The sequence below is a fragment of the Microbacterium sp. 22179 genome (genome assembly GCF_052045715.1).
Classification (GTDB): Bacteria; Actinomycetota; Actinomycetes; order Actinomycetales; family Microbacteriaceae; genus Microbacterium; species Microbacterium galbinum.
Genome location: NZ_JBQEPJ010000004.1, coordinates 340,108 through 350,792, shown reverse-complemented (window position 1 = coordinate 350,792; position 10,685 = coordinate 340,108). Strand labels below are relative to the sequence as shown.

Genomic DNA, 10,685 nt, shown 5'->3' with positions numbered 1-10,685 from the left:
CGAGCGCAGCGAGACGAAGGGCCCACCCCACCGCAACTGGGCCCCTGAGCCTGTCAAAAGGCCCCACCCGCCGCTCGGTCCCTGAGCGAGCGCAGCGAGACGAAGGGCCCACCCCACCGCAACTGGGCCCCTGAGCCTGTCGAAGGGTCCCGCCCCGTGATGCCCAACGGTGGCCTGTGGATAACTCCCGCGGGTGCGCTCAGATTCGGGCTACTTTGTGGCGGTGATGTCGACTCGATACCCCGCTGCCACCCTCGCACTCGCCGTCGCCGCCGCTGCGCTCAGCGGCTGCGCTCCCGCCCCGGAACCCACGCCCACCCCGACGCCGGCGTTCGCCAGCGAGGAAGAGGCGTTCGCCGCGGCGGAGGAGGTGTACCGGGAGTACAACGAGGCGGGGAACGCGCGGATCGCGGGAGAGTCGGATCCGGATCCGCAGGACTTCCTCATCGGAGAGGCGCTGGAGGCCGACATCGACGGGATCCGCTTCTTCGATGAGCGCAACCTGCGGCTGACGCGTGGAGGAACCGTCGCATCTGTTGAGGGCATCGACTACTCGACGATCGGAGCGGATGCTCGCGTCTCGGTGCTCGTCTGCCTCGACGTGTCCGAAGTTCGTCTGCTCGACTCGAATGACACCGACGTCACGCCACCGGATCGAGGAGATGTCGTCTCCCAGATCGTGGAGCTCACCGGTCCACCCTCGAATCTTCGTATCTCGTTGGAATCAGAGGGCGAGGTCGATCGGTGCTGAGTTGCGCAGGTCGGAGGTGGTTACCTTCCGCGGCCGTTGCGGTTGTTGTACTCGCGGGAGTATTTACCGCCGTCCCTGCATCAACCTGCAGTACGCAAGTTTCGCAAGCCGGCCTCTGCGGCTCGACCAACGGCACCTCAGTAACCGTCACCGGCACCCAACCCGCCGCTCAGTCACCCGGCTCCCCGTCCTCCTCCTGGTCCCCCTCCAGCTCCGGCACCCCCGGCACCTCGGGCACCCCGGTCGACACCGGCCCGAGTGAGCTGGAACGCTGCCGCGCCGACGCCGGCCGCGCACGCGTCTGCCTCGAGCCCCGCCGCCGCACCGAACCCTCGGCTCCGGCCCCGGCATCCGCCCCCGCGGCCCCCACGATCTCCATCACCGACCTCGTCACCCTCACCCCGGCGACCGCGACCCCGACCGCCGACCCCTCCAATGTCGGCATCGCCGGACTCCCCACGAACTTCGTCACGACCGCATCCGTGCACACCCGCACCGGCACCCTCTTCGGCGCACCCCTCACCGCCCGATTCACCCCCGCCGGCTACGACTTCGCATATGGCGACGGCACCACCGCCCACACCACCACTCCCGGCGCCACCTGGGACACCCTCGACCAACCCCAGTTCACCCCCACCGCCACGAGCCACACCTACACCGACCGCGGCACCTACGACACCACCGTCACCATCCACTACACCGCCGAGATCGACCTCGGCACCGGGTGGATCCCCCTCGACGGCACCCTCACCATCCCCGGACCCACCCAACAGATCCGCATCTACGAAGCCCACACCGCCCTCGTCGCCCACACCTGCACCGAACAACCCACGGCCCCCGGCTGCTGAACACGCACCTGCAGGTGCGATGCACACGTGCAGGGAGAATCCCCCCGGTCCTCCCTGCACGTGTGCATCCTCCCTGCACGTGCAGACGACGGCGGGCCCATCAGCAAGCTCACTGCCCCAGGCACCGAGCCTCCCGCCGTCTCATCTGCACGGATCGATCACACCCGCACGACGAAACCACCGGATGCTCCGTGCAGACGTGACATCTCCGTGCAGACGAGCGCGCGGCCTCCCCGCACCGCCTGAGTTCAGGCGACGTTGCCGCGCAGCGCCGCGATCTCGCGCCCGTAGGCGCGGGCATCCGTCTCGGCGTTCTCCTTGAGTTCGCGCGCGGTGTCGGCGAAAGCGTCGAGCGCGGGATTCACACCGACGAGCGTGAACGGACGCTCCACGACGCGCAGGTCGAGGCCCCACACGTCTTCGAGCACGCGACGCAGCCAGCCGGTCGAGTGGTCCCAGCCCTCCTTGGGGGTGCCGGGCGCGTAGTTGCCGCCGAGCACCGTGACGAGGGTGGCGGGCTTGCCGCGCAGCGCGGTGCCGGTCGGGTCGATGCGCGGGTCGGTGTAGGCCACGTCGAACCAGGTCTTGAAGTGCTGCGAGACGCCGTAGTTGTACAGCGGCACCGCGAAGAGCAGCGCGTCGGCACCGATCAGCTCGTCGGCGAACGAGGTCGCGAGGGCGCGGGCCTCGACCTGGCCGGGGGTGCGCTGCGCCTCGTCGACGAAGCCGCCGGTGACGGCATCCGCCCACGCGGTCGCGGGCACGGGGTCGGCGGCGAGGTCGCGCCGGGTGACGGGGGAATCGGGGTGCGACGCGGTCCACTCGGCTTCGACGAGGTCGGCGAGCGACCGGCTGGCGGACGACGCGGGAAGGATGCTCGCATCGAGGCGGAACAGGGACATGGATGACACCTCTCGTTTTCGTAGTCGCTCGGTTTTTCTTAGCGATACCGGTTAACGTAGCACGCTAGAATGGGGGCATGGCCGAGATCGAGCACGATCTGCACCGGTGCGACGCCGCCGTCACACTCGCCTTCAGCGTGCTCGGAAAGCGCTGGAACGGCATGATCGTGTCGTCGCTCGGCGGCGGCCCCTCCACGTTCGTCGCTCTGCGCCGCGCGGTCGCGGGCATCAGCGACACCGTGCTCTCCGACCGCCTCGCCGAACTCGCCGACGCGGGTCTCGTCGCACGCACTGTCGACGCCGGCCCGCCGGTCACCGTCTCCTACGCACTCACACCCGGCGGCGAGGGACTGCTGCCGATCCTCGACGACCTCGGCACCTGGGCATCCGCCAACCTCGTACGCCGCTGACGACGGCATCCGCCCGTCCAGCGGCATCCGCCCGTCCAGCGGCATCCGCTGCGCCAGAGTGCCCGCACTGCTCGGCGACGGATCTCCGCAGTCGGCGCGCGGCTCAGATGGGTCTCGGCGCGCGACTCACCAGGGGCTGGGCTCGTAGTCCTTCAGGAAGACGCCGTGGATGTCGTCGCCGGCCTCGCCGCGCACGATCGGGTCATACACGCGGGCGGCGCCGTCGACCAGGTCGAGCGGGGCGTGGAAGCCCTCCTCCGCGAGCCGCACCTTCGTGTAGTGCGGGCGCTCGTCGGTGATCCACCCGGTGTCGACGGCGGTCATCAGGATGCCGTCCTTCTCGAGCATCTCGCCCGCACTGGTGCGCGTGAGCATGTTGAGCGCGGCCTTGGCCATGTTGGTGTGCGGATGCCCCGGACCCTTGTACCGGCGCGAGAACTGCCCCTCCATCGCCGACACGTTCACCACGTACTTGCGGTGCGCCGAGGACGCCGCCATCGACGCGCGCAGGCGGCTGATGAGCAGGAACGGCGCGGTCGTGTTGGCGAGCTGCACCTCGAGCATCTCGAGCGGATCGACCTGGTCGACCGACTGCACCCAGCTGTTGACGGTGTTGACGTCGGGCACGAGTCCGCCGGCGTCGATCGCGGTGCCGTCGGCGTGCTTCTCGAGCGACGACGAACCGGGCGCCATCGCGACGCGGGCGAGGTCCTCGGCGGTCAGTGCCTGGCCGCCCTGCTCGGCGACGGTTCCGCCGAGGGCGGCGACCGACAGCAGCGGGTGGGCATCGACGGATGCCTGCAGCGCCTGCGGGTGCGGGTCGGCGGTGTGCCCGAAGGTCTCCATCTCGGGGAGCGGGCCGTCGGGAAGCGGGTGGAGTTCGGCATCCGCCAGCAGCGAGTACGAACCCGGCGAGCGGCGCACGGTCTGCGCGGCGTTGTTGATGAGGATGTCGAGGGGCCCCTGGGCCGCGACGGAGTCGGCGAGGCCGATCACCTGGGCGGGGTCACGCAGGTCGATGCCGACCACGCGCAGACGGTGCAGCCAGTCGGCGGAGTCCGGCAGCGCGGTGAACCGGCGCACGGCATCGCGCGGGAAGCGCGTGGTGATCGTGGTGTGCGCGCCGTCGCGCAGCAGCCGGAGCGCGATGTGCATGCCGATCTTCGCGCGGCCGCCCGTGAGCAGTGCGCGCTTGCCCGTGAGGTCGGTGCGGGCGTTGCGCTTGCCGTGGCTGAAGCGGGCGCAGTCCGGGCACAGCTGGTGGTAGAACGCGTCGACCAGCGTGTACGGCTGCTTGCAGATGTAGCAGTTGCGGGGCTTGAGCAGCTCGCCGGCGATGGGGGCGTCGACGACGCTGGTGGCGAGGTCGTTGCCGCGCGTCTCGTCGTCGATGCGGTCGGGGGCACCGGTCGCCGTGCGGGCGACGACGGCCTTGTCGGCCTCGGCGATGGCGTCGCGAATCTCCTTGCGGCGCACGCGCTTGACGGCCTTGAACATCGCGGCGGTCGCGTGGCGCACGGCCACGAAGTCGGGGTGCTCGTTGTCGATCTCGTGCAGCTCGCTCAGCACGCGCAGGGTCGTGGCGAGATCGTCGGGATCGATGCCGGGGCCGAGGTCGCCGGAATCGCTGAGGTCGTCGCGGGGCGCATCGGTCATTGTGCCGATTTTACGCGAGAAACCCGGGCGTGCCCTGCGGGCGGGAGCAGCCCTCGACCCGAGCCACCCGACGGGGGCACAATGTCTGCATGCCCACTGATGCGCATGTCCTCGGCCCCGGCCTGCTGCCGACGCCGTTCACGGCCGACGAGATCCGCGAGGCGACCGGCGCCGGGAAGACCATCCGCCTGTTCGTCGAGTCACCCGACGGATCTCAGCACGAGCGGTTCAACCGATTCGAGCTGACGGATGCCGAGGGCGCCACGCTCCGGGCCTGGTTCGCCGAGAACCCCGCCGACGTCGTGACGAGCCGGGTCACCTGGACAGATCTGCAGCACCACGCGGCGTTCCCCGCCGACCACACCACCGTCACGACCGAGGCGATCGACATCCCCCTCGGCCGCGTCGAGTGCACGCGCTACGACACCTCCGACGGGCCGGATGCCCCGGTGGAGACGTACTGGTTCTCGCCCGCCCACCCCGGCATGCCGGTGCGCTACGAGGTGCCGCTCGACGGCGGGGGGCTGCGCACGACGGTGATGAGCATCGAACCGGCGTGACGAGCGCAAGAGCCTGCCCCAGTGTCGGAGACCCGGCGTAGGGTCGCTGCATGAGCGCACAGATCGAACGCCACGGAGTCGTCCCGTCCTATCTGCTCGCCCGGCTGGCTGCATCGGGGCGGTTCCCGCGTGCGGCCGCCGCCGCGCGACAGACCCTCACCGCGGGCCGGCCGCCGTTCCGCGCCCGTATCGACCTCTCTATCGACGAGAACGGCGACCTGGTCGCGCAGCTGTCGGATGCCCCGAACCGCACGATCAGCGACGCGGCGAACACGCAAGACCTCCCGGGCGCGGTCGTGCGCTCCGAAGACGATCCGCCGGTGGCCGATGCGCCGGTCAACGAGGCCTACGACGGGCTCGGGGCGACGTTCGAACTGCTGCTCTCGGCGTTCGGCCGCAACTCGCTCGACGATGCCGGCGCACCCCTCGACGCGACGGTGCACTACGGCGTCGACTACGACAACGCCTTCTGGGACGGCGAGCGCATGGTGTTCGGCGACGGCGACGGCGAGGTGTTCCGCGGGTTCACCGGATCGCTCACGGTGATCGGCCACGAACTCGCCCACGGGGTCGTGCAGCACACCGCGAACCTCGAGTACCAAGGGCAGCCCGGCGCGCTCAACGAATCGATCGCCGATGTGTTCGGCGCGCTGACCGAGCAGTACGCGCAGGGGCAGAGCGCCGCCGACGCCACCTGGCTCATCGGCGCCGAGATCTTCACCGAGGCGGTGGAAGGCGTGGCGCTGCGGTCGATGATCGCGCCCGGAACGGCCTACGACGACGACGAGCTCGGCAAGGACCCGCAGCCCGACCACATGAGCGGCTTCGTGCGCACGGCCGAAGACAACGGCGGCGTGCACATCAACTCCGGCATCCCCAACCGCGCCTTCGCCCTCTTCGCAACCGACCTCGGCGGCAACGCGTGGGAGACCGCCGGCACCGTCTGGTACCGCGCGCTCACCGGAGGACTGTCGAGCACGGCGACGTTCACGGCCTTCGCCGACGCGACGGTCGCCGCGGCATCCGAGGTCGATGAGGCCACCGCGACAGCCGCTCGACGCGCCTGGACGACCGTGGGAGTCTATGAGGATGAGCGAGTCCCCGCAGCCGACTGATCCGGCATCGGTGCCCGCCGACGACGAAGCGACACCGGTGGTCATCGCCGTCGTCCGCACGGGCGGCATCGCCGGGATCTCCCGTCGGTGGACCATCGAGGCCGCCCCCGATCAGGCGGGCGAGTGGATCGATCGCATCGACCGTTGCCCGTGGGACGCCGATCTGGAGAGCAGCTCCGGGGCGGACCGCTTCGTCTGGAGCATCCGTGCGCGCACGCCCCGCGAGCGGCGCGAGCGCGATGTCCCCGACACGGCCCTGTCCGGGCCATGGCGGGACCTCGTCGACGCCGTCCGCGCGGCGGCACGCTGACCCCGGCACGCCGACCCCGGCACGCCGACCCCGGGCACCCCGGTTCAGGGTCTAGCGGGGCTGTTCCATCGCCACCCGGGTGAGCGGCAGCGCCTCGGGGTGGGTGCGCTGCAGCCACGTCATCATCTGCTCCCGCACCTCGCATCGGATATCCCACTGATCCGAGGAGTTCTTCGCGGACATCACGAAGCGCACCGTCACGAACCCGCCCTGCGAGTCGGTGACCAGCGCGCTCGACGACCGCCCGTCCCAGTAGGGCGACTCCTCGACGATCCGCTGGAACTCGGCCCGCACCTCCGCCATCGGCACACGCCAGTCCAGGTCCATGAACACGGTGCCGAGGATCTTGTCGGACCGCCGCGTCCAGGTCTCGATCGGAGTCGTGGTGAAGTAGTTGCAGGGAACCACGAGCCGCCGCTCGTCCCAGATGTAGACGACGACGTACGAGAGGTTGATCTCGCCGATCCGTCCCCACTCGCCCTCCACGACCACGACGTCACCGACCCGGATCGCATCGGTGAACGCGATCTGGACGCCCGCGATGAGGTTGCCGAGGATCGACTGCGCCGCGAGGCCCGCGATGATGCTGACGATTCCCGCCGAGGCGAGAAGGCTGGCCCCGACCGCTCGCATCTCGGGGAAGGTGAACAGCACCGTGCCGAGCGCGAGGATGGCGATCGTGACGAGCACGAGCCGGTGGATGACGAGGAGCTGCGTCCGCCGGCGCCGCGCATCGGGGCCCATCCGTTCCTGCTCCTCACGCTCCATGAGCCTTTCGAACCCGAAGGAGGCGAGCGCCCCGAGCAACCATGCCCCCGTGAGGATCGTCGCGATGAGGAACAGTCGCGAGATCGCGGGCCACCAGTCCGCGTTCGCCGGCTCCGACACCGAGCAGGAGATCCACACGGCCACCACCGCGACGATCGCGAACAGGGCGTTGCGGGCGCGACGCGCCAGCTCCCTCACCCATTCGACCCTGCGGCTGACGAGCACGACGATCAGGGTGAGAAGCAGGAGCGCGGCGGCAGCGGTCAGCAGGGCGACACCGACGGCGACGACCGTCGAGAGCCACGGGTTCCACGAGAAGTCTTCGGCCATGCCCCCACCGTAGAAGACGCGACGGCGGCGGGTCTGACTGTGACCTGACCGGGCTTCCGGCGACAACCGACCAATCCGGTGTGAATCCCACCCCACCCGGCCGCGACGGAGAGACAATGGGCGAATGGGACTGTTCCAGCACCGCCCGGAAGAAGAAGAGAACCAGTGGGCCGGGCTTCCGTCCGAGCCACTCGAACGTGACGGCGTCGACGCGCTCGCCACCACGCCCGCCGTCGACCCGCTGTCGATCGGCCTCGGCGCCGAGCTCGGCTCGATCGTGTTCCCCGTCGCGCCCCCGGCGCCATCCGCGGTGTCGACCGAGAACCGCGAACCGGACGAGGACTGACATGACCTCCCCCGCATCCGACGGCATCGAGGTCCGCCGTGTGACGGCCGACGAATGGATGCTGTGGCGCGCCGCGCGCCTCGAAGCCCTGCACGAATCACCCGCCGCCTTCGGCTCGCAGCTCACCGACTGGATCGAGGCGCCCGAGTCGCGGTGGCGCGAGCGGCTGTCGGTTCCCGGGGCGCACGACCTGCTCGCGATCGAGGGCGAGCACGTCGTCGGGATGATCACCGGCATGCCGGTCGCCGACGACCCCTCCCGCACCGAACTGATCTCGATGTGGGTCGCTCCGTCGGCGCGCGGGACGGGGCTCGCCGCCGATCTGATCGATCGCATCGTCGATTGGGCGACGGAGGCCGGGGCATCCGTCCTCGATCTCTCGGTCATGCCGGACAACCCGTCGGCGCACCGCGCCTACGAGCGCGCGGGTTTCGCACCCCTCGACGAGCCCGGCGACCTGCTCCCCGACGGTCGCCGCGAGATCCGGATGCGCCGCACCCTGCGCTGACGCGCCCCGCTCCCTTTCCTCGTGAGGGGTCAAGACACGCCGCGCCGTCGGCACACGCAACGGCGTGTTGTGACTCCTCACGCCCCCTGTCCCGCACACCCCACGTGAGGGGTCAAAACACGCCGCACGACCGGCATCCGACAGGGCGTGTCGTGACTCCTCACGATTCATGCGCCCGCACACCCCCACGTGAGGGGTCAAGACACGCCGCGCCGTCGGCATCCGCAACGGCGTGTTGTGACTCCTCACGATCGCGAGACCGGGCCCGCCCGGCGACGTCGGCGGCCCGGGCTACGGTGGAGGGATGACGATCACCGCCGCCGCAGACGGCTCCGCTCTGGGCAACCCCGGCCCCAATGGCTGGGCCTGGTACATCGACGACGACAACTGGGCGGCGGGCGGGTCTCCTCACGGCACCAACAACCAGGGCGAACTGCAGGCGGTGCTCGAACTGCTGCGCGCGACGGCCGGCACCGACGAGAAGCTGCTCATCCGCTGCGACAGCCGGTACGTGATCGACTCGGTGACGAAGTGGATGCCGGGCTGGAAGCGCAAGGGCTGGCGCAAGTCCGACGGCGGCCCCGTGCTCAACCGCGACATCCTCGAGGGCATCGACGAGGCGATCCGCGGGCGCGACGTCGAGTTCTCGTGGGTCAAGGGGCATGCCGGCGATCGGCTGAACGAAGCCGCCGACGAGCGGGCGAATGCCGCGGCGAAGGCCTATCAGGCGAAGCAGGAGCCGCGTCGCGGACCCGGGTTCACGCTCGCCTCCGGCGCCGGCGCCGCCGTCGCGGCCTCCGCCCCGGTCGCGGCATCCGCGCAGCACGCCCCGTCTGCGGCATCCGCACCGGTCACGACCGCGCCCTCGGATGCCCCGCTCTGGGCAGAGACGTCGTCGCTGTTCGACGACTTCGACACTCCCTCGGCCGACCCGATCGAGCTGCGCCTGAGCCTCACCGGCGACGAGCACGCCCGCCTGCGAGACCGCGCCGAGGCGCAGGGCATCTCGCTCGAAGCGGCCCTGCGCCGTCTGATCTGACGCGCGTACACTCGCCTCATGTCGACAACCGCGCGCACGATCGGCCGCATCTTCCTCGGATCCTCCCTCGTCTTCGCCGGCGTCTCGCACCTGACGTTCGCCCGCCGGGAGTTCCAGGCCCAGGTTCCCGAATCGCTGCCACTCGACCCCGACGTCACCGTGCTCGCCTCGGGCGTCGTCGAGGTCGGTCTCGGCTCGGCGCTGCTCCTGGCCCGCAAGCGACGCCGTCGCGTCGGCACGATCGCCGCGCTGTTCTTCATCGCGGTGTTCCCCGGCAATGTCTCGCAGTGGATGCACCAGCGTGACGGCTTCGGTCTCGACACCGACATGAAGCGCTTCGTGCGGCTGTTCTTCCAGCCGGCGCTGGTCGCACTGGCTCTGTGGTCGACCCGCACGCGCCGCTGAGGCGCGTTCCCACGGCCCGCGGAGCCGACCAAAAGTAGACTCGGCGGATGAGTGGACGGCGGGTGACGCAGCGGTGAGGACGCGTACCGTCTTCGGCCTGCTCCGACTCGGCGCCGCCGCGCTGTGCCTGGTCGCCCTCATCCACCGTCTCGCGTGGGGGCTCGCCTCACACACGATCGCCAGCCAGAACTTCTTCGCCTACCTGACCAACCAGTCGAACGTCGCGTTCGTGGTGCTGCTCACGATCGCCGGCATCATCGCGCTCCGCAAGGTCCGCGATCCGCGCTGGCTCACCGTCACCCTCGCCCTCGTGCTCACCTGGACGATCACGGCCGGCATCGTGTTCGCCATCCTCGTCTGGCAGGCGGGGCTGCGCGGCATCCGCATCGACGTGCCCTGGTCCGATCAGGTGCTGCACTTCTACCTACCGGCCTGCGCCGCACTCGCCTGGGCGCTCGCGCCCGGCCATCGCGCGGTGCCGTGGCGGGTCATCCCGGCGACGCTGATCTACCCGCTCGTGTGGGGCGGGTTCACGATGATCCGCGGCCCGATCATCGGCTGGTACCCGTACTACTTCCTCGACCCGCGGCAGATCAGCGGACCGGCCGAATTCCTGGTGTCGTCCGGCATCGCCCTCGCGACGTTCGCGACCGTCGCGACCGCGCTCGTGCTCATCAGTCGGATGCCGCTGCCCCGTCGCCTGCGGCAGGATCAGGCCGAGTAGACGACGGACCGCC

15 protein-coding genes are annotated in these 10,685 nt (G+C 70.3%); 11 read left to right on the top strand and 4 right to left on the bottom strand.

Annotated elements, in window-relative coordinates; all coding sequences use genetic code 11:
- Positions 1-223 precede the first annotated feature (223 nt).
- Entirely contained in the window at positions 224-751 is a 528-nt protein-coding gene (locus tag ACTJKK_RS11640) for a hypothetical protein (protein ID WP_440748105.1), read from the top strand.
- Positions 752-920: 169 nt separating this feature from the next.
- Here the strand turns inward: ACTJKK_RS11640 and ACTJKK_RS11635 are convergent, their stop codons facing one another.
- On the bottom strand, positions 921-1,223 hold the full coding sequence (locus ACTJKK_RS11635) for a hypothetical protein (RefSeq protein WP_440748104.1): 303 nt from the start codon (positions 1,221-1,223) through the stop codon (positions 921-923).
- A 10-nt stretch (positions 1,224-1,233) separates the two neighbouring features.
- On the opposite strand from ACTJKK_RS11635, the gene ACTJKK_RS11630 reads away from it, so the two are divergent.
- Positions 1,234-1,599 carry a hypothetical protein gene (locus tag ACTJKK_RS11630; protein ID WP_440748103.1) on the top strand — a complete coding sequence of 122 codons (366 nt, stop codon included), beginning with the start codon at positions 1,234-1,236 and terminating at the stop codon, positions 1,597-1,599.
- A 248-nt stretch (positions 1,600-1,847) separates the two neighbouring features.
- Here the strand turns inward: ACTJKK_RS11630 and ACTJKK_RS11625 are convergent, their stop codons facing one another.
- Positions 1,848-2,501 (bottom strand): FMN-dependent NADH-azoreductase, encoded by a 654-nt coding sequence (locus ACTJKK_RS11625; protein WP_440748102.1) that lies wholly within the window; start codon positions 2,499-2,501, stop codon positions 1,848-1,850.
- 77 nt (positions 2,502-2,578) lie between these two features.
- On the opposite strand from ACTJKK_RS11625, the gene ACTJKK_RS11620 reads away from it, so the two are divergent.
- A complete protein-coding gene (locus ACTJKK_RS11620; protein WP_247623749.1) occupies positions 2,579-2,911 on the top strand; it encodes a winged helix-turn-helix transcriptional regulator in 333 nt (110 codons plus the stop codon).
- A 126-nt stretch (positions 2,912-3,037) separates the two neighbouring features.
- On the opposite strand, the gene ACTJKK_RS11615 is transcribed toward ACTJKK_RS11620, so the two are convergent.
- A complete protein-coding gene (locus tag ACTJKK_RS11615; protein WP_247623750.1) occupies positions 3,038-4,567 on the bottom strand; it encodes an SDR family NAD(P)-dependent oxidoreductase in 1,530 nt (509 codons plus the stop codon).
- Positions 4,568-4,656: 89 nt separating this feature from the next.
- On the opposite strand from ACTJKK_RS11615, the gene ACTJKK_RS11610 reads away from it, so the two are divergent.
- The 3 genes from ACTJKK_RS11610 to ACTJKK_RS11600 are packed head-to-tail and all read left to right on the top strand — an operon-like array spanning position 4,657 to position 6,552.
- A complete protein-coding gene (locus ACTJKK_RS11610; RefSeq protein WP_440748101.1) occupies positions 4,657-5,127 on the top strand; it encodes a hypothetical protein in 471 nt (156 codons plus the stop codon).
- Between the two features lie 50 nt (positions 5,128-5,177).
- A complete protein-coding gene (locus ACTJKK_RS11605) occupies positions 5,178-6,242 on the top strand; it encodes a M4 family metallopeptidase (RefSeq protein ID WP_440748100.1) in 1,065 nt (354 codons plus the stop codon).
- Positions 6,217-6,552, top strand: a complete 336-nt coding sequence (locus tag ACTJKK_RS11600) for a protealysin inhibitor emfourin (protein ID WP_247957460.1) — start codon at positions 6,217-6,219, stop codon at positions 6,550-6,552. The genes ACTJKK_RS11605 and ACTJKK_RS11600 overlap by 26 nt, the downstream gene beginning before the upstream one ends.
- A 51-nt stretch (positions 6,553-6,603) precedes the next feature.
- Here the strand turns inward: ACTJKK_RS11600 and ACTJKK_RS11595 are convergent, their stop codons facing one another.
- Positions 6,604-7,650, bottom strand: coding sequence for a mechanosensitive ion channel family protein (locus ACTJKK_RS11595; RefSeq protein ID WP_440748099.1), 1,047 nt, complete (start codon positions 7,648-7,650; stop codon positions 6,604-6,606).
- Positions 7,651-7,774: 124 nt separating this feature from the next.
- On the opposite strand from ACTJKK_RS11595, the gene ACTJKK_RS11590 reads away from it, so the two are divergent.
- From ACTJKK_RS11590 to ACTJKK_RS11570, 5 genes are all read left to right on the top strand, one after another.
- Positions 7,775-7,996: a hypothetical protein gene (locus ACTJKK_RS11590; RefSeq protein WP_247623754.1), complete on the top strand. Its 222-nt coding sequence runs from the start codon at positions 7,775-7,777 to the stop codon at positions 7,994-7,996.
- Position 7,997: 1 nt separating this feature from the next.
- Complete coding sequence (locus ACTJKK_RS11585; protein WP_440748098.1) at positions 7,998-8,504, top strand: GNAT family N-acetyltransferase; 507 nt, start codon at positions 7,998-8,000, stop codon at positions 8,502-8,504.
- A gap of 304 nt (positions 8,505-8,808) precedes the next feature.
- On the top strand, positions 8,809-9,543 hold the full coding sequence (locus ACTJKK_RS11580) for a ribonuclease H family protein (RefSeq protein WP_247623756.1): 735 nt from the start codon (positions 8,809-8,811) through the stop codon (positions 9,541-9,543).
- An 18-nt stretch (positions 9,544-9,561) separates the two neighbouring features.
- Positions 9,562-9,948, top strand: coding sequence for a DoxX family protein (locus tag ACTJKK_RS11575; protein WP_247623757.1), 387 nt, complete (start codon positions 9,562-9,564; stop codon positions 9,946-9,948).
- Between the two features lie 73 nt (positions 9,949-10,021).
- Positions 10,022-10,672, top strand: coding sequence for a Pr6Pr family membrane protein (locus ACTJKK_RS11570; protein WP_440748097.1), 651 nt, complete (start codon positions 10,022-10,024; stop codon positions 10,670-10,672).
- Positions 10,673-10,685 lie beyond the last annotated feature (13 nt).

Excerpts from the sequence above, each read along its gene's own strand:
- ACTJKK_RS11615 (WP_247623750.1), bottom strand. The coding sequence starts at position 4,567 with ATGACCGATGCGCCCCGCGACGACCTCAGCGATTCCGGCGACCTCGGC.
- ACTJKK_RS11625 (WP_440748102.1), bottom strand. The coding sequence starts at position 2,501 with ATGTCCCTGTTCCGCCTCGATGCGAGCATCCTTCCCGCGTCGTCCGCC.
- ACTJKK_RS11580 (WP_247623756.1), top strand. The coding sequence starts at position 8,809 with ATGACGATCACCGCCGCCGCAGACGGCTCCGCTCTGGGCAACCCCGGC.
- ACTJKK_RS11610 (WP_440748101.1), top strand. The coding sequence starts at position 4,657 with ATGCCCACTGATGCGCATGTCCTCGGCCCCGGCCTGCTGCCGACGCCG.
- ACTJKK_RS11590 (WP_247623754.1), top strand. The coding sequence starts at position 7,775 with ATGGGACTGTTCCAGCACCGCCCGGAAGAAGAAGAGAACCAGTGGGCC.
- ACTJKK_RS11575 (WP_247623757.1), top strand. The coding sequence starts at position 9,562 with ATGTCGACAACCGCGCGCACGATCGGCCGCATCTTCCTCGGATCCTCC.
- ACTJKK_RS11600 (WP_247957460.1), top strand. The coding sequence starts at position 6,217 with ATGAGCGAGTCCCCGCAGCCGACTGATCCGGCATCGGTGCCCGCCGAC.
- ACTJKK_RS11585 (WP_440748098.1), top strand. The coding sequence starts at position 7,998 with ATGACCTCCCCCGCATCCGACGGCATCGAGGTCCGCCGTGTGACGGCC.
- ACTJKK_RS11605 (WP_440748100.1), top strand. The coding sequence starts at position 5,178 with ATGAGCGCACAGATCGAACGCCACGGAGTCGTCCCGTCCTATCTGCTC.
- ACTJKK_RS11595 (WP_440748099.1), bottom strand. The coding sequence starts at position 7,650 with ATGGCCGAAGACTTCTCGTGGAACCCGTGGCTCTCGACGGTCGTCGCC.
- ACTJKK_RS11620 (WP_247623749.1), top strand. The coding sequence starts at position 2,579 with ATGGCCGAGATCGAGCACGATCTGCACCGGTGCGACGCCGCCGTCACA.